At 58.3% G+C, this 19532-nt stretch carries 21 protein-coding genes and 2 tRNA genes; 18 read left to right on the top strand and 5 right to left on the bottom strand.

Annotated features, from left to right (window positions below):
• The first annotated feature begins 214 nt into the window (after positions 1-214).
• From K0F88_RS00875 to K0F88_RS00850, 6 genes are all read left to right on the top strand, one after another.
• Positions 215-619 carry an acetyl-CoA sensor PanZ family protein gene (locus K0F88_RS00875; protein ID WP_094469589.1) on the top strand — a complete coding sequence of 135 codons (405 nt, stop codon included), beginning with the start codon at positions 215-217 and terminating at the stop codon, positions 617-619.
• Positions 620-697: 78 nt separating this feature from the next.
• The gene (locus tag K0F88_RS00870) at positions 698-2929 is read left to right on the top strand and encodes an AsmA family protein (protein WP_219093298.1); all 2232 of its coding nucleotides are present in this window, start codon (positions 698-700) and stop codon (positions 2927-2929) included.
• Entirely contained in the window at positions 2926-3993 is a 1068-nt protein-coding gene (gene mutY / locus K0F88_RS00865; protein ID WP_219093295.1) for an A/G-specific adenine glycosylase, read from the top strand. Before K0F88_RS00870 ends, mutY begins: the two co-directional genes overlap by 4 nt.
• Positions 3990-4262 carry an oxidative damage protection protein gene (locus K0F88_RS00860; RefSeq protein WP_010464608.1) on the top strand — a complete coding sequence of 91 codons (273 nt, stop codon included), beginning with the start codon at positions 3990-3992 and terminating at the stop codon, positions 4260-4262. Before mutY ends, K0F88_RS00860 begins: the two co-directional genes overlap by 4 nt.
• Before the next feature lie 103 nt (positions 4263-4365).
• Positions 4366-4441, top strand: a tRNA-Phe gene (locus tag K0F88_RS00855).
• Between the two features lie 333 nt (positions 4442-4774).
• The gene (locus tag K0F88_RS00850) at positions 4775-5236 is read left to right on the top strand and encodes a DUF4234 domain-containing protein (RefSeq protein ID WP_094469593.1); all 462 of its coding nucleotides are present in this window, start codon (positions 4775-4777) and stop codon (positions 5234-5236) included.
• Between the two features lie 37 nt (positions 5237-5273).
• Here the strand turns inward: K0F88_RS00850 and K0F88_RS00845 are convergent, their stop codons facing one another.
• Entirely contained in the window at positions 5274-5723 is a 450-nt protein-coding gene (locus K0F88_RS00845; RefSeq protein WP_219093292.1) for a carboxypeptidase regulatory-like domain-containing protein, read from the bottom strand.
• Between the two features lie 262 nt (positions 5724-5985).
• On the opposite strand from K0F88_RS00845, the gene K0F88_RS00840 reads away from it, so the two are divergent.
• The 4 genes from K0F88_RS00840 (at position 5986) to K0F88_RS00825 (ending at position 9000) form a co-directional block, all read left to right on the top strand.
• Complete coding sequence (locus K0F88_RS00840; protein WP_219093290.1) at positions 5986-7041, top strand: YhcG family protein; 1056 nt, start codon at positions 5986-5988, stop codon at positions 7039-7041.
• 71 nt (positions 7042-7112) lie between these two features.
• Positions 7113-8087 carry an alpha/beta fold hydrolase gene (locus K0F88_RS00835; RefSeq protein ID WP_219093287.1) on the top strand — a complete coding sequence of 325 codons (975 nt, stop codon included), beginning with the start codon at positions 7113-7115 and terminating at the stop codon, positions 8085-8087.
• A gap of 38 nt (positions 8088-8125) precedes the next feature.
• Positions 8126-8548 (top strand): hypothetical protein, encoded by a 423-nt coding sequence (locus tag K0F88_RS00830; protein WP_094469597.1) that lies wholly within the window; start codon positions 8126-8128, stop codon positions 8546-8548.
• On the top strand, positions 8548-9000 hold the full coding sequence (locus K0F88_RS00825) for a hypothetical protein (RefSeq protein WP_219093285.1): 453 nt from the start codon (positions 8548-8550) through the stop codon (positions 8998-9000). The genes K0F88_RS00830 and K0F88_RS00825 overlap by 1 nt, the downstream gene beginning before the upstream one ends.
• A 78-nt stretch (positions 9001-9078) precedes the next feature.
• Here the strand turns inward: K0F88_RS00825 and K0F88_RS00820 are convergent, their stop codons facing one another.
• Positions 9079-9405 carry a hypothetical protein gene (locus tag K0F88_RS00820; protein WP_094469599.1) on the bottom strand — a complete coding sequence of 109 codons (327 nt, stop codon included), beginning with the start codon at positions 9403-9405 and terminating at the stop codon, positions 9079-9081.
• Positions 9406-9763: 358 nt separating this feature from the next.
• Complete coding sequence (gabP, locus tag K0F88_RS00815) at positions 9764-11155, bottom strand: GABA permease (RefSeq protein WP_219093281.1); 1392 nt, start codon at positions 11153-11155, stop codon at positions 9764-9766.
• A gap of 553 nt (positions 11156-11708) precedes the next feature.
• Between gabP and K0F88_RS00810 the strand changes: the two genes are divergently transcribed.
• The 8 genes from K0F88_RS00810 to K0F88_RS00775 all read left to right on the top strand — a co-directional run bounded on the left by K0F88_RS00810 (position 11709) and on the right by K0F88_RS00775 (position 17719).
• Positions 11709-12482, top strand: a complete 774-nt coding sequence (locus K0F88_RS00810; RefSeq protein ID WP_027922189.1) for an ABC transporter ATP-binding protein — start codon at positions 11709-11711, stop codon at positions 12480-12482.
• A 13-nt stretch (positions 12483-12495) separates the two neighbouring features.
• Entirely contained in the window at positions 12496-13242 is a 747-nt protein-coding gene (locus tag K0F88_RS00805) for an ABC transporter substrate-binding protein (RefSeq protein WP_219093278.1), read from the top strand.
• Positions 13243-13320: 78 nt separating this feature from the next.
• A complete protein-coding gene (locus K0F88_RS00800) occupies positions 13321-14016 on the top strand; it encodes an ABC transporter permease (RefSeq protein WP_010464638.1) in 696 nt (231 codons plus the stop codon).
• On the top strand, positions 14013-14702 hold the full coding sequence (locus tag K0F88_RS00795; protein ID WP_219093275.1) for an ABC transporter permease: 690 nt from the start codon (positions 14013-14015) through the stop codon (positions 14700-14702). Before K0F88_RS00800 ends, K0F88_RS00795 begins: the two co-directional genes overlap by 4 nt.
• Positions 14683-15912, top strand: a complete 1230-nt coding sequence (locus K0F88_RS00790; RefSeq protein ID WP_094469604.1) for a methyltransferase — start codon at positions 14683-14685, stop codon at positions 15910-15912. Before K0F88_RS00795 ends, K0F88_RS00790 begins: the two co-directional genes overlap by 20 nt.
• 344 nt (positions 15913-16256) lie before the next feature.
• The gene (locus K0F88_RS00785) at positions 16257-17081 is read left to right on the top strand and encodes an FkbM family methyltransferase (protein WP_094469605.1); all 825 of its coding nucleotides are present in this window, start codon (positions 16257-16259) and stop codon (positions 17079-17081) included.
• Positions 17082-17159: 78 nt separating this feature from the next.
• Positions 17160-17235: transfer RNA gene (locus tag K0F88_RS00780), tRNA-Thr, on the top strand.
• A gap of 271 nt (positions 17236-17506) precedes the next feature.
• Complete coding sequence (locus K0F88_RS00775) at positions 17507-17719, top strand: hypothetical protein (protein ID WP_094469636.1); 213 nt, start codon at positions 17507-17509, stop codon at positions 17717-17719.
• Positions 17720-17879: 160 nt separating this feature from the next.
• Here the strand turns inward: K0F88_RS00775 and K0F88_RS00770 are convergent, their stop codons facing one another.
• Both K0F88_RS00770 and K0F88_RS00765 read right to left on the bottom strand, forming a co-directional pair.
• The gene (locus K0F88_RS00770) at positions 17880-18722 is read right to left on the bottom strand and encodes an oxidoreductase (RefSeq protein ID WP_219093273.1); all 843 of its coding nucleotides are present in this window, start codon (positions 18720-18722) and stop codon (positions 17880-17882) included.
• Between the two features lie 66 nt (positions 18723-18788).
• The gene (locus K0F88_RS00765) at positions 18789-19499 is read right to left on the bottom strand and encodes an SDR family NAD(P)-dependent oxidoreductase (protein ID WP_094469607.1); all 711 of its coding nucleotides are present in this window, start codon (positions 19497-19499) and stop codon (positions 18789-18791) included.
• Between the last annotated feature and the right edge of the window lie 33 nt (positions 19500-19532).

The following is a 19532-nucleotide window of genomic DNA, read 5'->3' as shown; positions in this document are numbered from 1 at the left end:
CCAATTATTAGTATGGTTCGCCAGCCACTCTTCGCCCCCAGCCTTATGCGCACGCATGACTGTCTTTTTCAGGGTGAAGCTCCATTTTGGCGCGACATCACGTCGCAGAAGGACGGACGAACTGGCAGAGGTTACCATCTGTACGTGACAGAAAAACCAAAGTGATATCACCTTTATGTAAGTCATCTGTTCTCGTACCACTGAAGGAACCGCCATGCCGATCATAGTCGAGCTGCTGCACGAAGCCACTTATCAGGATCAGCAAGACCTGCAAAAAATTTACCGCGACGCCCCGGAATGGCTGTTCGCCCCGTTTTCAGGGGAGTTGCAGCTGATCGAAGGCTGCCTGGGCGATGGTTCGCTGATCGCTGGACGCTTCAATGACCGGTTGCTCGGAGCGGCTCGTTTGCAGAGGCAAACTGATGTTTGGCACTTGTCCCAACTATGCGTGCGAAAAATTACCCGTCGTCGTGGCGTTGCCGAGCGCTTGGTGAAAGAAGCGCAGAAAATGGCGTCGCAATCGGGCGTGACATTGCGTCTGCTGGCGCCCGCCGGGCATCTCGAAGCTCAGGCACTGGCCGCCAAGCTGAAAGTGCCGCTGGATGTGCTGCCGGCGTGATCGCTGACCGGTCGTCCGCTTCGGAGCGCTATACTCCCCGGCTAAATTTCGAATTCGACTAACTACAAGGACTCGCCCATGAAAGCGTTCGGCAAAATCCTGGGTCTGGTACTTCTCGGGCTGTTGCTGATCATTGTGGCGCTGGGCTTTGCCCTGACCCACCTCTTCGATCCCAACGACTATAAAGACGAGATTCGCCAGATTGCCCGCGACAAGGCCCACATCGAGCTGACGCTCAATGGCGATATCGGTTGGAGCCTGTTCCCGTGGCTTGGCCTGGAATTGCACGAAGCCAGTGTCGCGACCCTGGCCAAACCCACCGAACCGTTTGCCGACTTGCAGATGCTTGGCCTGTCCGTGCGCGTGCTGCCGCTGCTGCGCCGCGAAGTGCAGATGAGTGACGTGCGCGTCGAAGGCCTTAACCTGCGCCTGAACCGCGACAAGGACGGCCACGGCAATTGGGAAGACATCGGCAAGGCCCCGGCGCCAGCCACCCCGGCCACGCCACCGGCCACTGCTGGCGAACCTGCACCTGCGCCGGCCACCACCGCCCAGGCGGAAAAACCGGCCCAGCCGATTCGCCTGGATATCGACAGCCTGACCGTCAACAACGCGCGCGTTGAATACAACGACGAGAAGACCGGCAAGCAGTTCAGCGCCGAAAGCATTCAGCTGAGTACCGGCCCGGTCCACGACTCGACCAACATTCCGGTCAAACTCACCGCGTTCCTCGGCACCAATCAGCCGGTCTTGCGTGTACGCACCGAGCTCAATGGCGAGTTGCGTTTCGAACGCGCCTTGCAGCGCTACAAATTCGAGGACATGAAGCTCTCCGGCGAAGTCGCCGGCGATCCGCTGCAAGGCAAGACCATGACCTTCGCTGCCCAAGGCCAGTTGCTGCTGGATAAAGCCGCGAACGTCGCCGAATGGACCGGCATCAAGATCTCTGCCAACCAATTGCGCGCACTGGGCGAACTGAAGGTCAACGACCTCGACAAGACGCCGCAAATCAGCGGCGGCCTTTCGATCGCCCAGTTCGACCTGGCGAAATTCGTCGACAGCATTGGCCAGAAACTCCCGGCCATGGCCGAAGGCAGCCTGAGCAAAGTCGAACTGGTCAGCCGCCTGGCGGGCACGCCTTCCAGCCTGTCGCTCGACAACCTCAACCTGAAAGTCGACGACAGCACCTTCAGCGGCCGCATCGCTGTCGAGGACTTCGCCAAGCAATCGCTACGCGCAGCCCTCAAGGCTGACACCTTCAACGTCGACCGTTACCTGCCACCGAAATCCGCCGAAGCCAGTAGCGCGACGCAAGTGCGTCAGGCCGAAGTCGCCAGCACCGAAGCCGATGCCATGGCAGGCGCCGGCAGCACACCGCTACCGAACGCACCAACCAAAACCGCATGGAGCACCGAACGCCTGTTGCCGGTAGAACGCTTGAGCAAGCTCGACGTGCAGGCCGACCTGACCTTCGGCCAGTTGACCCTCGATAAGCTGCCGATCCAGAACGCAGCGCTCAAGGCTTCCGGCCAGGGCGGCCTGCTGACCCTGGAGGACCTGCGCGGCGACCTGTACGGCGGCAACTTCGAAGCCAAGGGCACCCTGGACGTGCGCCAGGAAGTGCCGGCGCTGAACATGCAGACGCGTATCACCAAAGTGCCGGTGGAAAAAATCCTCGAAAGCCAAGGGAAGAATCCGCCGGTCAAAGGCCTGGTGACGCTCAACAGCGCGTTGACCGGCAGCGGCAATAGCCAGCAAGCACTGATCGACAGCCTCAACGGCAACGCCAGTTTCGTCATCAATAACGGCGTGCTGCTCAATGCCAATCTTGAGCAACAGCTGTGCAAAGGTATCGCCACCCTGAACCGCAAATCCCTGAGCGGCGAGCCACGGGGCAAGGACACACCGTTCCAGGAGCTCAAGGGCAACCTGACCTTGCGCAACGGCGTGGCCAGCAACCCGGACCTGAAAGTGCGCATCCCGGGCATGACCGTGAAGGGTGACGGCGACGTCGACCTGCGGGTGCTGGGCATGGATTACCGCGTGGGCATCGTCGTCGAAGGCGACAAGAGCGACATGCCAGACCCGGCCTGCCAGGTCGGCGAGAAGTTCGTCGGCATCGAGTGGCCGCTGCGCTGCCGTGGCCCGCTGGAACTGGGCGCCAAGGCGTGCCGTCTCGATAACGAACGCATGGGCCAGGTCGCGAGCAAACTGGCGGGCGACAAACTCAGCGAAAAAATCGACGAAAAGCTTGGCGACAAGGTCAGCCCTGAACTGAAAAATGCGTTGAAGGGGCTGTTCAAGCGATGAAAGCCGAGCAGTTTTCAACGGCGGTGCTGGACTGGTACGACCGCCACGGCCGTCACGATTTGCCTTGGCAACAAGGCATCACGCCGTATCGGGTGTGGGTCTCGGAGATCATGCTGCAGCAAACCCAGGTCAGCACCGTGCTGAATTACTTCGACCGCTTCATGGCTTCGTTGCCGACGGTCGAGGCCTTGGCCGCCGCGCCTGAAGACGAAGTGCTGCACCTGTGGACCGGCCTCGGTTACTACACTCGCGCGCGCAATTTGCAGAAGACCGCGAAGATTGTCGTGGCCGAGTACGGCGGCGAGTTTCCCCGAGATGTCGAAAAGCTTGTCGAGCTGCCAGGCATCGGCCTTTCCACGGCCGGCGCCATCGCCAGCCTGAGCATGGGCCTGCGGGCGCCGATCCTCGATGGCAACGTCAAACGGGTGCTGGCGCGCTTTACCGCGCAAGAGGGATATCCGGGCGAGCCGAAGGTCGCCAAACAGCTGTGGGCGAACGCTGAGCGATTCACGCCGCATGATCGGGTCAACGCCTACACCCAGGCGATGATGGATCTGGGCGCCACGCTCTGCACCCGCAGCAAACCGAGTTGCCTGCTGTGCCCGCTGGAAAAGGGCTGCGAAGCGCACATGCTCGGCCTGGAAACCCGCTACCCGATCCCCAAACCGCGCAAGACCGTGCCACAGAAGCGCACGTTGATGCCGATGCTCGCCAACGGCCAAGGCGCGATTCTGCTTTATCGCCGGCCTTCTACGGGCTTATGGGGCGGTTTGTGGAGCCTGCCGGAACTCGATGACCTCGACGACCTGCAACATCTGGCCACGCAACACTCGCTGGAACTGGGCAGCCAACAAGCGCTGCCGAGCCTGGTCCACACCTTCAGCCACTTTCAGTTGTCCATCGAACCCTGGCTGGTTCAGGTCCAGGAGGCCGGCCATCACGTGGCCGAGGCCGACTGGCTCTGGTATAACCTCGCCACCCCGCCGCGCCTGGGCCTTGCCGCCCCGGTCAAAACCTTGCTCGAACGCGCGGCCGCCGTATTGAACGCAGGAGAGTTGTCATGACCCGCACCATCATGTGCCGCAAGTACAAAGAAGAATTGCCCGCCCTGGAGCGCGCTCCATTCCCGGGCGCCAAAGGTCAGGACATTTTTGACCACGTCTCGGCCAAGGCCTGGGCCGACTGGCAGAAACACCAGACCCTGCTGATCAACGAAAAGCGCCTGAACATGATGAACGCCGAAGACCGCAAATACCTTCAGGGCGAGATGGACAAGTACTTCTCTGGCGAGGAATACGCCAAGGCTGACGGCTACGTTCCGCCGGCAGAATAATCCCGATTTATCGGGGGTCGGAACGTAAGCGACGGTAATAGTTAAATTTTTTTTGAAAACTTGCTTGACGACCCCCTGAAAAACCCGTTTAATGCGCCCCGTTGCCCAGATAGCTCAGTCGGTAGAGCAGGGGATTGAAAATCCCCGTGTCGGCGGTTCGATTCCGTCTCTGGGCACCAAATACCGAAAACCCTGAATCGCAAGATTCAGGGTTTTTTTTATGCCTGAGATTTGATAACGACGGTCCAGCGCAGCACAGACGCCAGAAAAACAATCACTCTTTAGTACGCTGGCTTGATGATGGCACCATGCTATGATTTTCCGCGTGCATGGAATAAAGCCAACTGATCCCGATGCCCCCGCATCCGAATCAGTCGATACAGGATAGAGACAGCGCAAGGAGTGCGTGCTTTTCACCCCTCCCCGCAAAACACTGCCCTTCCCTGTTCGACGACACGAAGCCAGCCTTCCAGGCACGCTCCCTTCTCGAAAGTCCTGAACATGGAACAGTTATGTCCGACATCAACGAACTGAAAGACAAGATCAACACCAAAACCTTGAACATGGTCCTGCTGTCGATTGCGACCGCCGGGATCTACTTGCTGTTGTGGTTGTACAAGAGCAACCAGAAGATCAACGAAACCACGAAAATCAAAGTGGCAGACGACACTTACATTATCTGGGTCGCCGTCTGCCTTGGCTGGAGCGGCGCGTTGTCGAACCTGGGCGACGTGTTGTTCGACTCACTTTCCGGCATTCTGCTGATCGCATTGAACGCGCTGTACATCGTGTGGGCCTTCAAGGCAAAAAACGCGCTGTCGGAATACGCCCTCAACGAGCACAAAATCGACCTGCGCATGAACGGGTTCTACACCTTCTTCCTGAACATTTTTTACGTGAATTACTGCATCAACGACTTGCCTGAAGAGCAGCGTAAACAACTGATCCTGCGCGGCCAAACGACGCAAGCCTGATCAACTGGCGAGGGGCAGTCTCCACGGACTGCCACCGTCACTCATCACCCTTCCAGTTGAACACCAGATTACGCACGCCAGCGCTGCCGACATCTGTCGTGTCGCGCTTTGCCTCACCATTACGGGTGGCGACCACGGTGTACTTGCCAGCCGGTAACTGGACGTAAACCAGAGGCCCTGCCTGACTGAGTGTCAGTACTGATTGACCTTGAGCACCCTGGATAACCAATTCAACATCCGGTACATATTTGCCCTCCGCTCCAATGGAGAAGGTCATGTGCAGGTTATAGCCATTCGATTGCTGGATGGCCTTCGCTTCATCCTCGCCAATACCGCCGGACAAATAGGTAATCCCGTTCTGTTCCTGCCGCTGAATCTGTACGCCTGAACTGTCGATGGGCTCAAGGCTCGCGGCCCCTGACATGACGGCAAACATCAGCACACCGACGGTGGCGATAGGCAACATTAGGGAATGGATGGACTTCATGATGGTGACTCCCGGGCTCCACAGAACCCAATCTTTACTCCTTTTAGATTTCTCGCTGATTGCTCAAGTTTTAGATTGATTGGGACTTGAGCTCACTGCGAATCGGACTACACGCTGTATTCCTCAAGCACGCATTCCAGTCGGATTGCTCCTGCAAAACGAATCCGGTATTTCCTGCGGATTTCCGGGCTTCGCCCGGCATCGCCGCCCTGCACTTTCTTGCCATCCTCTTTCGCCTGTTCCTCCAGCTGCGGAAGACTTCATGAGCATCGTCAAAACCGAAATCACTAAAGACCCCCAACTCGCCTCTCTGGTGGGAGACCTTGGGGAATTGATACGTCAGGCACGCCAGAAGGTGCTGCGAGCGGTCGATACCGTTCAGGTGCAAACGTGCTGGCAGATTGGACGGCATATTGTCGAGTTCGAGCAGGAAGGGGCTCGGCGGGCGGCCTACGGCAAGCGCTTGCTTCCAACACTGGCCAAAACTCTTACTACGCAATTTGGAAAAGGTTTTGATGAACGCAACCTGCGCTATATGCGGGACTTTTATCAGACCTTTCCAATTTGGGACGCAGTGCGTTCCGAATTGAGCTGGACCCACTACCGCAGGCTACTGCGTGTCGATAATGAACACGCCCGTCACTGGTACATGTACGAATCTGCCATACAAAACTGGTCATCCCGCGCCCTGGAACGCCAGATCAACACCCTGTACTACGAACGTTTGTTAGCAAGTCGCGACCGCCCCGCCGTCAAACAGGAAGCCGCAATCAACATCCAGAAAATGAACGCACACCCTAGAGATTTCATCAGGGATCCGGTAATGCTGGAATTTCTGGGCCTGCCCGACGCGGGCCTGACCCAGGAAACCGATCTCGAACAAGCACTGATCCAGCAGCTTCAAGCCTTCCTGCTTGAACTGGGCAAAGGCTTTGCCTTCATCGCCCGCCAACAACGCATCAGCACCGACAGCAAAGACTTCTACATCGACCTGGTGTTCTACAACTACCTGCTCAAATGCTTCGTTATCTTCGATCTAAAGCGCGGCGAACTGACCCACCAGGATGTCGGCCAGATGGACATGTACGTGCGGATGTACGACGACCTCAAACGCGGAGCGGAGGACGGCCCCACCGTCGGCATCATTCTCTGCGCTCAGAAAGATGAATCGGTGGTGCGCTATTCAGTGCTGGAGGGCAACGAGCAACTGTTCGCCAGTAAGTACAAGCTGGTATTGCCGAGCGAAGAGGAATTTCGTGCGGAGCTGGATCGGGAACGCGCCGTGCTTGAGGACCGACAACACAATCGAACGTTGTAAAACGACGGGCGCATTGTTCACAAGCGGTGTGAGGACTATCGTTGGCAACTACCCGCAAAGGTCCAAAGCCGATGAATTTGCAGGACATGCCTTCACTGTCACCGACTCAGATCGAATTGCCGCTGACCACCGACACTGCTGGCGAACCGTTCAAGGAGCCCGCCGCAGACGGCTTCATCCTCGGCGGCTTCACATGGCGGCACGCCTCTCAGGACGTCGCGCGCCCAGTCGTCATCATCAACGCGGCCACCTCGGTTCGTTGCCGGCACTATTCGCGCTTCGCCGACTACCTGTTCGCCAACGATTTCGATGTCATCACCTATGACTACCGCGGCATCGGCGAGTCGCGCCCAATGTCGTTGAAAGGGTTGGAGGCGTCATGGTCCGATTGGGGCGCGCTGGATTTCGAGGCGATGCTCAACCGCGCGCAGCGCGAATTCCCCGGCCAACCCATCGACGTTGTCGGCCACAGCTTTGGAGGCTGTGCAGCGGGCCTGGGAGCGTCCGGGCATTTGATTCGGCACTTGGTGACGGTCGGCGCGCAATTCGCTTACTGGCGCGACTATGCGCCCGCTCATCGCTGGCGAATGTTCGGTAAGTGGCATGTGGTGATGCCGCTGATGACCCTGCTGTACGGCTACTTCCCCGGCAAGCGTCTCGGCTGGCTGGAGGACACGCCCGCCGCGGTGGTTCGCGACTGGAGCACGCCCACTGCGCGCTACGAAACGCGGCCCAGTGGTCGTGTCATGCACGCGAAGACCGGTCGGCTTCCCTTTGCATCCGTTACCGCAAAAACGCTGGCGATCAGCATCAGCGACGATCCTTACGGTACGATTGCCGCCATTGAACGTCTGCTCGGCTACTTCACCGGCAGTACAAACACCCACCTGCGAATCACCCCCGAAGACATCGGCGAAGAAGAAGTCGGACATTTCGCCTTTTTTCGCAGCGCATACCAAGCCACACTATGGCCCATTGCATTGTCCTGGTTGCAGACCGGCGAACTGGCCCCCGATATACCCGGGCGGCGAGTGCCACGCAACTGATTGACCCGCCCCTCTCACCGAATGACGGAACGACACCCATGGCATCCGCCAACAAGCAGAACAAACGCGCTTCCCGCGCCAAAGCCAAGGCCAAGCAGAACCGCACCCAACGGGCCGTCGCGCCGGTCGAGCTGGACCCGAACGACGATCGCATCGACTTCGAGTCGGTGGACCTGACCGAACTGTTCAAGAAAATGATCGACGCGGAAAAAACCAGCCAGCAAGCGACGTGCGTGGCCTTCCTCGAAGACCCGCTGCTGGAACTGGTGTACGAGCAGGAAGGCGAAGAAGGCGCGATGGATTTCATCCTCGCGGCGCTGATCGAATATCGCCAATGGTCCACCGAAGTCGATGAGGCCGGCGCCCTGGCGTGGATCGAATCACCGGCCTTCCAGGCTGACTACGTCGCGGCGTCCGACATCATTGCGGCCCAAACCCAACAGAAAGCGAACGGAATTTAATGGCATCCCTGAACAAGCAGCAAAAACGCGCCAAACGCGCCAAGATCAAAGCCAAGCAAATCAACATCCACGGCCGCAAACCCGCCGCGCTAGACGATGATCTGGGCGAAATCGGCGAGCCGATCCCGGAATACACCCTGGCGATGTTCAGCAAAATGCGCGACGCGGAAGCCATCAGCCGTGGCGACATGCTGAAGATCCTGCTATCGGACCTCGCAGGGATCATCAGCGACCATCCAGAACTGCTGGACATGGAAAACGCCGACAATGAAGCCATGGCTGCCACTCACCTGGCCGCCGACATGCTGATCGACTACCGCATGTGGACCGATGGCATGGACCGCGATGCCGCACAGGCGTGGCTGACCGATCCGCAGTTCATCACTGATTTTGGCGATGCGCTGGACAGCTATCGTCAGTCGTTGGATGCGCAGGAAGAAAAGAGCGAATAAATACTCGCCTGGGAAAACTAAAACGGCCGCTTGTCATCACTGACAGCGGCCGTTTTTTTACAACCTTCAAAACAACAATCAGGCAGCAACACCTTCCAGACGCGGAATTTCAATACCGATCTTGGCGCTGGCATAGTTCAGATCGCCTTTGGCGATGGATTGAGCCTTGTAACCGGCGCCGATCAGGTCCTGCACGTACAGCTTGTTGTAGATGAACATGAACACCAGGTTGCTGAGGCTGAACGTGAAGCAGGCCACGACGAACATGATCGCTGCCCACTTGAAATCACCACGGAACAAGGCCGGGAAAAAGCCAAAGAAAAACACAGTCCACGAGAAGCCGATTGGCGCTTCTTTCATGGCTCCGGTGTTAGGGTTTTTGAACACAACCGATGTAAACGCCATGCCTGACTCCTTGATGCCCCAATGGGTTGGCTGAATGGCCGGGCTATCTCCATGCAGTTCGTTTAAACGCAAGCACACGCAAATGCATCTGTGACTCGCGTCAGATGAGGGAGCAGGCAAGAAAGGGTCCGGGGCTTTAGCCAGGAAGGCTGGGGGCGTCGAACAATCCGTGTCCTGAAACTCCATCGTATCCCGCAACAGCGAGATACACATTCGGCGAGAAGGCTACTATCTGGCCATCATCCTGTCCATCAGATAGCCACTCGTAACTCACCTGAATGAAAGCAAAAACGACCGCGATCATTTCTGATGGCGGTCGTTTCTATGCTTCAACAGCGCTTGTCTTGAATCAGGACACTCAGCGCGCTACTGCTGCGATCAGCTTTTCGTTGCGACGACGGCGCGCCACAAACAAGCCAGCAGCCACAACCAACAAGCTCAGCAGACCGGTCGCGAGGATCTCCACGCGATGGGCGTCCTGGAACAGCATGATGGTCAGGGCCGCGACGATGAAGATGATCACCGCGTAGGTCAGGACCGGGAACAGCCACATGCTGAAGGCGATTTTTTCACCGCGAGCCATACGCTGTTTGCGCATACGCAGTTGCGAAATCGCGATCACCAGGTACACCAGCAGCGCGATGGCGCCGGAACTGGCCAACAGGAATTCGAACACCGCAGCCGGGGCCACATAGTTGGCGAACACAGCGAGGAAGGCTGCACCGGTGGACAGCATGACGGCCCAGTACGGCGTGCCGCTTTTGTTGGTGCGCTGGGAAACGGCTGGTGCATCGCCGCGCTTGCCCAGGGAGAACATCATGCGCGATGCGGTGTAGAGCGCCGAGTTCAGGCAGCTGGTCACAGCAACCAACACCACGATGTCGACGATCAACTTGGCATTCGGGATGCCCATGCGCTCAAGCACGGTCTGGTAAGAACCGACAGCGGCCAGGACCGGGTCATTCCATGGCACCAGGGCCACGACGATGAAGATCGACACGAGGTAGAACAAGCCGATCCGCCAGATCACCGAGTTGGTGGCCTTGGAGATTTGCTGGCCTGGGTTCTTCGATTCCGCGGCCGCAATGGTCACGATCTCGGTGCCCATGAAGGAAAACATGGTGGTCAGAATGGCGCCCAGTACCGCGCCCATGCCGTTTGGCAGGAAGCCCTGGGTGTCGAACAGATGGGCAACGCCGCTGACCTGGCTGTTCGGCAGGAAGCCGAAGATCGCCATGATGCCGAGGCCGATGAAACCGATGATCGCGATGACTTTGACCAGGGCGAACCAGAATTCGAACTCACCGTAGTTCTTCACGCTGAACAGGTTGGTCACTGTCAGCAGCAAAGTGATGACCAAAGTGAAGGCCCAGATCGCCACATTCGGGAACCAGGCATGCAGGATGGTCGCGGCGGCGTTGGCCTCCAGCGGAATCACCAACACCCAGAACCACCAGTACAACCAGCCGATGGTGAACCCGGCCCAATGACCGATCGCGCGATCGGCGTACGTCGAAAAGGAGCCGGTATCGGGCGACGCGACGGCCATCTCGCCGAGCATGCGCATGACCAGCACCACCAGGGCACCGGCGGCGGCGTAGGCCAACAGCACGGCCGGGCCTGCGGCGGCGATGGCGTGGCCGGAGCCGACGAACAGGCCGGCGCCGATAACCCCGGCGATCGACAACATGGTCACATGACGCGGTTTGAGCCCCTGTTCGAGGCCATTGGAGCTTGGGGTACTGCTCATTGAAACTACCTTTGTAAGGGAAAGCGATGTGCATCCATCCTGTCTGGCGTTCCTTCTCGTAAAAAGAAACCAACAGGGCGTTCCGTATTCCGCACGCAATAATTGCGCCAAAATGTTTCAAACTCCTCAAGCACGGGGCTTGTGGCGTGACCGGACAGTCATCGCAAGTCCTTGAGATTAATGGCAATTTGCCAGAGCGTTACCCTGCGACCCACTTTAAGAACGAACCAGCGCACCGGAAACACACCCGAAAATGAGTCGACGCACAATAAAAGTGCAGATCAGGAACGTTTGGCCGGTTAGTGCTTCCAACACCCCGTCAAAGCTGGCACCATCGCGCCCTTTTTTACGCGACACCCGCAGGGCAGCTGGTTCAAACGGCTGTTCGGTTGATAGCAGCGCGACAGTCTGCTGTACCGATGCGACAACCTGCCACATGCCACCCGTTTACCGCCCGTAGCGCTGTTGGCTGCCATTCAGACGCTATGCTAGCTTGGCCGCCTCGCCAGGAAGGCCAACCAACAGCAGGAGCGAAACACTATGAGGAACGCACATGGCTGAGGCCACGCCCGCGCTTGAAATCCGCAACTTGCACAAACGCTACGGACAGCTTGAGGTGCTCAAAGGCATCTCGCTGACCGCCCGCGACGGCGACGTGATCTCGATCCTGGGTTCTTCCGGTTCCGGCAAGTCCACATTCCTGCGCTGCATCAACCTGCTGGAAAACCCGCACCAGGGCCAGATCCTGGTGGCCGGTGAAGAACTCAAGCTCAAAGCCGCCAAGAACGGCGAACTGGTGGCTGCCGACGGCAAGCAGATCAACCGCCTGCGCAGCGAGATTGGTTTTGTGTTTCAAAACTTTAATCTGTGGCCGCACATGAGCGTGCTCGACAACATCATCGAAGCCCCGCGCCGGGTGCTCGGCCAGAGCAAAGCCGAAGCCATCGAAGTCGCCGAAGCCCTGCTGGCCAAGGTCGGTATCGCTGACAAACGCCACGCCTATCCGGCGCAACTGTCCGGCGGCCAGCAACAACGCGCGGCCATCGCTCGCACGTTGGCGATGCAGCCCAAGGTGATCCTGTTCGACGAACCCACCTCCGCCCTTGACCCGGAAATGGTCCAGGAAGTACTTAATGTCATCCGCGCACTGGCCGAAGAAGGCCGCACCATGCTGCTGGTCACCCACGAAATGGGGTTCGCCCGTCAGGTGTCCAGCGAGGTGGTGTTCCTCCACCAGGGCCTGGTAGAAGAGCAAGGATCGCCACAGCAGGTGTTCGACAACCCGCTTTCGGCGCGCTGCAAACAATTCATGTCCAGCAACCGCTAACGGAGCTACCCGCATGCAGAACTACAAAAAAATCTTTCTGGCCGCAGCCGTCACCCTGGCGTTCAGCGCCGGTGCCATGGCCGAAACCTTGAAGATGGGCATCGAAGCGGCCTACCCGCCGTTCAACAACAAAGATGCCAGTGGCAATGTCGTCGGCTTCGACAAAGAAATCGGCGACGCCCTGTGCGCCAAGATGAAAGTCGACTGCACCGTGGTCACGTCCGACTGGGACGGCATCATCCCGGCCCTGAACGCCAAGAAGTTCGACTTCCTGATCTCCTCGATGTCGATCACCGACGAGCGCAAGCAAGCGGTGGACTTCACCGACCCGTACTACTCCAACAAGCTGCAGTTCATCGCGCCAAAAGACAAAGAGTTCAAAACCGACAAGGATTCCCTGCAGGGCAAAGTGATCGGCGCACAACGTGCGACCCTCGCCGGCACCTGGATGGAAGACAACATGCCCGGCGTTGAAGTCAAACTCTACGACACCCAGGAAAACGCTTACCTGGACCTGACTTCCGGTCGTCTGGACGGCATCCTGGCGGACAAGTACGTCAACTACGAATGGCTGAAAAGCGACGCCGGTCGTTCGTATGAGTTCAAGGGCGACCCGGTGGAAGAAAGCGACAAGATCGGTATCGCTGTACGTAAAGGCGACACCCTGCGCGCGAAGCTGAACCTGGCCTTGAAAGAAATCGTCGAGGACGGCACTTACAAGAAGATCAACGACAAGTACTTCCCGTTCAGCATCTATTGATTCTGACTTGCCTGGCCGGTGCCGTTCTCTGACGGCGCCAGTCCTTGGCATTGCCTGCTGCACATTGAAAAGAAATCCATGACTATCGATCTCTACGGATTCGGTCCGGCGCTCGCCGCTGGCGCGCTGATGACTGTGAAACTGGCACTCTCGGCCTTGTGCCTGGGGCTGGTGCTCGGTCTGCTCGGCGCCTTGGCCAAGACTTCCCCGTACAAGCCGCTGCAATGGCTTGGCGGCACTTATTCGACACTGGTTCGCGGCATCCCGGAATTGCTTTGGGTGCTGTTGATCTACTTCGGTACGGTCAACCTGATGCGTGCACTGGGTGAGTTTTTCGGCAATCCCGACCTCGAGCTCAATGCCTTCGCCGCCGGCGTGATTGCGCTGGGGCTGTGCTTTGGCGCCTACGCCACGGAAGTGTTTCGTGGGGCGATCCTGGCGATTCCCAAAGGTCACCGTGAGGCCGGCGTTGCGCTGGGCCTGTCGAAGTTTCGCATCTTCACCCGGTTGATCATGCCGCAGATGTGGCGCATCGCCCTGCCCGGTTTGGGCAACTTGTTCATGATCCTGATGAAGGACACCGCACTCGTGTCGGTGATCGGCCTGGAAGAAATCATGCGTCACGCGCAAATCGGCGTGACCGTGTCCAAGCAACCGTTCACCTTCTATATGGTGGCCGCGTTCATGTACCTGGGTCTGACCATTCTGGCCATGACGGGCATGTACTTCATGGAAAAACGTGCCGCTCGCGGCTTCGCGAGGAGCACCCAATGAACTGGGAAGTCATCATCAAGTGGCTGCCGAAACTGGCTCAGGGCGCAACATTGACCCTCGAACTGGTGGCCATCGCCGTCATCGCGGGTTTGCTGCTGGCCATTCCGCTGGGCATCGCGCGCTCGTCGCGGCTTTGGTACGTGCGGGCATTTCCCTACGCCTACATCTTCTTTTTCCGTGGTACGCCGTTGCTGGTTCAGCTGTTCCTCGTCTACTACGGCCTGGCGCAATTCGATGCGATCCGTAACAGCGCGATGTGGCCCTACCTGCGCGATCCGTTCTGGTGCGCCACGGCGACCATGACCCTGCACACGGCGGCCTACATCGCTGAAATTCTGCGCGGCGCGATTCAGGCGATCCCGCCAGGCGAGATCGAAGCCGCGCGGGCGCTGGGCATGTCCCGGCCAAAAGCGCTGTTCTACATCATCCTGCCCCGTGCGGCGCGTATCGGCCTGCCGGCCTACAGCAACGAAGTGATCCTGATGCTCAAGGCCAGCGCACTGGCCAGCACCGTGACCCTGCTGGAACTGACCGGCATGGCGCGCACCATCATTGCCCGGACCTACCTGCCGGTGGAGATCTTCTTCGCCGCGGGCATGTTCTACCTGCTGATGGCTTACGTGCTGGTGCGCGGCTTCAAGCTGCTGGAGCGCTGGTTGCGCGTCGATGCCTGCCAAGGGCGTTGATTCCCACGTGCTGACGGGCGAGGCCCTACTCGCCCGTTTCACGGCGCTGGATGCTTTTCTGATTGAGCATCAGGCGTTGTGGAAGCCTCGTCCGTTTACTCATCTGCAGCTTCCTTGGGAAGCGTCCTACCCGGAACTGGCATTGTGGCTACGCAGCCGGTCGCTGGAGGACGCGGAAAGTAGCCATAACCAACCCGGTTTGCTGGACGCGCCGCAGCCGTTTACTGCGTTGGCGGCGTTGTCCCTTGAGTTGAGTTCGGTGGGCGAATTGCCGGCGCATGCACTGGAAGCGGCCGGGCATCGATTGAATGTCGATGTGCCCGGACGCAAGTGGCAGCAGATTGAAGCGTTCGCCAGTCGCTTGTCGTTTACCTCGCCGCCCAGGCATTGGCTGGATTGGTGTTCAGGCAAGGGCCACTTGGGTCGGCGGTTGCTGCAACACGGCCAACAACTGACGTGTCTGGAATACGACCCGGCGCTGGTGTCCAGCGGCCAGGCCCTCAGTCAACGCCATCACCTGCATGCGCTGCATGTTGAACAGGATGTGCTCGCGGCTGACGCTGCGTCTTTCTTGAGTCCCGACCACACGCCAGTAGCGCTGCACGCCTGCGGAGATTTGCACGTGCGGCTCATTCAGCTCGCCAGTGCGTCAGGCTGTAAACAATTGGCCATCGCGCCCTGCTGCTATAACCGGATTAGTCGTCCTGCGTACCAACCGCTTTCCTCGGCCGGTTTGCGATCCGACCTACAACTCTCCCTCGACGATCTCTCGTTGCCGATGAGCGAAACCGTCACCGCCGGGGCTCGTGTCAGACGTCAGCGCGACACTTCCATGGCCCGGCGCCTCGGCTTCGACCTGCTGCAAAGACAACTGCGTGGCGTTGACGAGTACCTGCCAACTCCCTCCCTACCGAGTGCCTGGCTGGATAAAACCTTCGCCGACTACTGCCATCATTTGGCCGCACTGAAAGAGTTATCCACAATCGGCCCGCAAGATTGGTCAGCACTCGAAGCCGCTGGCTGGCAGCGACTTGCCGAAGTGCGCAATCTGGAGTTGCTGCGCGGCCTTTTCCGACGCCCGCTAGAGCTTTGGCTGGTACTCGATCGGGCACTTTTCCTGGCCGATCAGGGCTACACCGTTCGCCTCGGCACCTTCTGCGAAACCCCGCTCACGCCGCGCAATTTCCTGTTCCTGGCGGAACGTCCATAAAAAGCCACAGCCTGTGGATAACTCTGTTGATGAAATTATCGTGGATCCAATATAAGCGCCTGTTTCAGGGGTGAAACGCTACTGTTCAATTTTCGTACACATGATAAAAAACCGAGAAAAACAGGCATTTGCGTACAAATGAGAATGGGTCCGCAAAAATGTCATGAGCGATACTTCCGAGTGCGCCCGTTGTGCATAAGCATCCGACGAAAAGGACATAACCGCCGAAACCCGGTCGCGTTCGGCGGAAAATTGCGTGCCGCGACCACCCTTGTTATACAGGCAGACAAGAGCGCCAACAGTGCGCTCACGAACAAGAAATCTCTGACAGACAGGAAGCCACAGTGACGTTCATTTCTTACGCACAGAATTTCGAAGACATACGCCTGTGGCGCGCCCTCAAAACTGTCGAAAACGGCTTCTACATCGACGTCGGTGCCAACCATCCCACCCACGACTCCGTGACTAAAGCTTTTTATGACCGTGGCTGGACCGGCATCAACGTCGAACCGATGCCAAATTACTACGACGCTCTGTGCCAGGAACGCCCCAACGACACCAACCTGCAATGCGTGGCCGGTGAAAGCGCCAACGACCTGACCTTCTACGGCATCGCCGGCACCGGCCTCTCCACCCTCGACCCGGCCATGGCGCAAATGCACAAAGACGCCGGCATGGACGTGCGCAGCCAAACCGTCCAATCCCGCACCCTGACCTCCATCTGCGAAGAACACGCCCAGGGCCGCGAGATCCACTTCCTGAAAATCGACGTCGAAGGCCACGAAGAAACCGTCCTGCGCGGCATGGACTTCAGCCAATGGCGGCCGTGGGTCATCCTCATCGAAACCCCATGGGACCGCGACCAGACCTGGGAAACCCTCGTCACCGACGCCGGCTATCAGTCCATCCTGTTCGACGGCATCAACACCTATTACCTGGCCAACGAACACCTGAACCTAAAACCTGCCTTCGACATCCCGCCGTGCAACCTGGACGAGTTCCAGTTCTGCAAAGGCCACAACTTCAGCCACCCCGTCAGCGACGCCGAACACCAGCTCGCCGCCGCCCTGCAACGCGCTGAACAGGCCGAAGCACAGCTGCGAGCGATGCAAAACAGTCGAACCTGGAAAGCCCTTCAGAAACTCAAGAAAACACTCCTTCGAGCCTGACTTGAAGGCTGCGTAAAAATAGTCTGAATTCAGGGGTTTACAGAACCAACCCAATCGCTATAATCGTCGCCCTAACACGCCGGTATAGCTCAGTTGGTAGAGCAACTGACTTGTAATCAGTAGGTCCCGGGTTCGACTCCTGGTGCCGGCACCATACGCAATACCGAAAAAGGCTCACCGAAAGGTGGGCCTTTTTCGTTTATGGATTTTACGCTCCTGAGTTTCCCCTGCTCGCTCCCCGTTTCGTGTTCGCTCCTCTTCCGCCCCTCTCGCTCCGAATCGACGCATCCAATTCTGGCACCGGCTGTCTACATACATCACCGAAACGATGAGCGGTTACGGTCGAAAATCAGTGAGGCGGCATAATGACAGCAGTGCTGATGCACAACCTGCCACTTCTCTCCGCCGTTGCGAGCCCCTTTGTAATGAACACCGAACGACGTTACTCGATCATCTTGGAGCACAGCGCCGAGGTGCTGCTTGAACATGCACCCATGGCGCAGATAGAGGCATTTTGGGACGCCAACGATACCCGCTACTTCGGGTTGCGCATGGAGGACGAACACAGCGCACACGCACGAGTGATTGTTACGGACGAAGTCCCCGACGACGAAGATGTGGAGCTTTTCTGTCTGTAGCGAATGGGATCCCTCGACATCTACGAGAGGTGGGGGGTGCCCAGATGATTCTCAGATCTATTTTTCAGATCTGGTGCCAACACCAAACAATAAAGCCCTCGTAGAAGTAGGAGGGCTTTGTTGTTTCTGGGTTCTGGATTTTTATCCACCGGCCAGCAAGTCACTCAAACTCCGTCGAAACCGCAAGATGCTCCCACGCATCAATTTCTGCCTGAAGCTGCGCAATCTTTTCACGCACCAACCTCACCGCATCCTTACCCAGCAACAGATGAACCGGCGGCTTTTCAGCAGCGACCAGTGTCAGTAACGCCTGGGCAGCTTTGTGCGGATCACCGGCCTGCTGACCACTCTTCTCTTCCCGCGCCTTGCGCACTGGATCGAACACCGCGTCGTAGTCACTAACGGTGCGACCGGATCGGATCATCGAGCGCCCCGCCCATTCGGTCCGAAATGAGCCAGGTGCCATGGCGGTAACGTGGATGCCCAGGCTTTCGACTTCTTTGGCCAGCGCTTCGCTGACGCCTTCAAGGGCGAATTTGCTGCCGCTGTAGTAAGCGATGCCCGGTAAGGTGATGAAGCCGGCCATGGAGGTGATGTTGACGATATGCCCGCTGCGCCGTTCACGCATGCCGGGCAGGACTGCTTTGATCATTGCCACCGCGCCAAACACGTTGACGTCGAACTGGCGCTGCATTTCAGTCAGTGGCGACTCCTCGAGAATGCCTTCGTGCCCATAGCCGGCGTTGTTCACCAGTACGTCGATCTGCCCCACCTCGCACAGGATGTCAGCCACCAGCGGTTCGATGGCTGGGAAATCGGTGACGTCGAGCACGAACGCTTTAGCGCGATGGGCGTCCAGCGCTTCGAACGCGGCGCGCTCGGATTCGCGCCGCACCGTGCCAACCACCGTGTGTCCCGCCGCCAGCGCTGCTTGCGAAAAGGCCATGCCGAAACCTGAACTGACGCCGGTGATCAGGAAGACCTTGTGAGCGTGGTTGTTCATGCTGCGTTCTCCAATAAAAACGCCGTCGATAGTGATCGACGGCGCTGTGGACAAGTCAACGAGGTCTTAGTGACCAGCGCTCTGACCGCCATCGACGTGCAGGATTTCGCCGGTGACGAAGTTGGCGTTGTCCAGATACACAACTGCCTGAGCGATGTCGCTGATTTCGCCCATGTGGCCGACCGGGTGCAGACTGCCCAGCGCTGCATGGGTTTCTTCGCCGTGCATCGGGGTCTTGATGATGCCAGGGGAAACCGCGTTCACCCGAATCCCGCGCTTGGCGTATTCAATCGCCAGGGACTTGGTCGCAGAGTTCAAACCACCCTTAGTCAGCGAGGCCAATACCGACGGCACACCGTCAATTGCGTGGTCTGTCAGGCTGGTGGTGATGTTGACGACGTGGCCTTTGCCTTGTTTTTCCATCTCGGTGATCGCGAGTTGGGTGATGTAGAAGAAGCCATTCAGGTTGACCGACAGCACTGCAGCGTAGTCTTCAGGGGTGTAAGCAGTGAACGGCTTGGCGACGAAGATCCCTGCGTTGTTGACCAGGGTGTCGATGCGGCCAAAACGGGCGATGGCTTCACGGATCACTTGCTGCGCGACTGCCGGGTCGCCGATGTCGCCGGCCACGGTGAGGATGTCCGGGTCGGTGGACGGTTTGATCGAACGCGAAGTGGCGACCACTTTGTAGTCCAGATCACGGAAAGCTTTGACCATGCCGGCGCCGAGGCCTTGGGATGCGCCAGTGATAACGATGACTTTCTTCGAATTGCTCATGATGAACCTCTACTAATAAATGATGGTTTGAAA

It is taken from the genome of Pseudomonas sp. UMAB-40 (assembly GCF_900095275.1).
GTDB classification, from domain to species: domain Bacteria; phylum Pseudomonadota; class Gammaproteobacteria; order Pseudomonadales; family Pseudomonadaceae; genus Aquipseudomonas; species Aquipseudomonas mandelii_B.
This window is presented reverse-complemented; position numbering and strand designations above follow the sequence as displayed.

Bases quoted from the DNA above. Each gene is read 5' to 3' on its own strand.
- K0F88_RS00820 (WP_094469599.1), bottom strand. From the start codon at position 9,405: ATGGCGTTTACATCGGTTGTGTTCAAAAACCCTAACACCGGAGCCATG.
- K0F88_RS00765 (WP_094469607.1), bottom strand. From the start codon at position 19,499: ATGAGCAATTCGAAGAAAGTCATCGTTATCACTGGCGCATCCCAAGGC.
- K0F88_RS00810 (WP_027922189.1), top strand. From the start codon at position 11,709: ATGGCTGAGGCCACGCCCGCGCTTGAAATCCGCAACTTGCACAAACGC.
- mutY (WP_219093295.1), top strand. From the start codon at position 2,926: ATGAAAGCCGAGCAGTTTTCAACGGCGGTGCTGGACTGGTACGACCGC.
- K0F88_RS00795 (WP_219093275.1), top strand. From the start codon at position 14,013: ATGAACTGGGAAGTCATCATCAAGTGGCTGCCGAAACTGGCTCAGGGC.
- K0F88_RS00825 (WP_219093285.1), top strand. From the start codon at position 8,548: ATGGCATCCCTGAACAAGCAGCAAAAACGCGCCAAACGCGCCAAGATC.
- K0F88_RS00850 (WP_094469593.1), top strand. From the start codon at position 4,775: ATGTCCGACATCAACGAACTGAAAGACAAGATCAACACCAAAACCTTG.
- K0F88_RS00805 (WP_219093278.1), top strand. From the start codon at position 12,496: ATGCAGAACTACAAAAAAATCTTTCTGGCCGCAGCCGTCACCCTGGCG.
- K0F88_RS00845 (WP_219093292.1), bottom strand. From the start codon at position 5,723: ATGAAGTCCATCCATTCCCTAATGTTGCCTATCGCCACCGTCGGTGTG.
- K0F88_RS00860 (WP_010464608.1), top strand. From the start codon at position 3,990: ATGACCCGCACCATCATGTGCCGCAAGTACAAAGAAGAATTGCCCGCC.
- K0F88_RS00800 (WP_010464638.1), top strand. From the start codon at position 13,321: ATGACTATCGATCTCTACGGATTCGGTCCGGCGCTCGCCGCTGGCGCG.
- K0F88_RS00775 (WP_094469636.1), top strand. From the start codon at position 17,507: ATGAACACCGAACGACGTTACTCGATCATCTTGGAGCACAGCGCCGAG.
- K0F88_RS00875 (WP_094469589.1), top strand. From the start codon at position 215: ATGCCGATCATAGTCGAGCTGCTGCACGAAGCCACTTATCAGGATCAG.
- K0F88_RS00840 (WP_219093290.1), top strand. From the start codon at position 5,986: ATGAGCATCGTCAAAACCGAAATCACTAAAGACCCCCAACTCGCCTCT.
- K0F88_RS00770 (WP_219093273.1), bottom strand. From the start codon at position 18,722: ATGAACAACCACGCTCACAAGGTCTTCCTGATCACCGGCGTCAGTTCA.
- gabP (WP_219093281.1), bottom strand. From the start codon at position 11,155: ATGAGCAGTACCCCAAGCTCCAATGGCCTCGAACAGGGGCTCAAACCG.
- K0F88_RS00830 (WP_094469597.1), top strand. From the start codon at position 8,126: ATGGCATCCGCCAACAAGCAGAACAAACGCGCTTCCCGCGCCAAAGCC.
- K0F88_RS00835 (WP_219093287.1), top strand. From the start codon at position 7,113: ATGAATTTGCAGGACATGCCTTCACTGTCACCGACTCAGATCGAATTG.
- K0F88_RS00870 (WP_219093298.1), top strand. From the start codon at position 698: ATGAAAGCGTTCGGCAAAATCCTGGGTCTGGTACTTCTCGGGCTGTTG.
- K0F88_RS00790 (WP_094469604.1), top strand. From the start codon at position 14,683: ATGCCTGCCAAGGGCGTTGATTCCCACGTGCTGACGGGCGAGGCCCTA.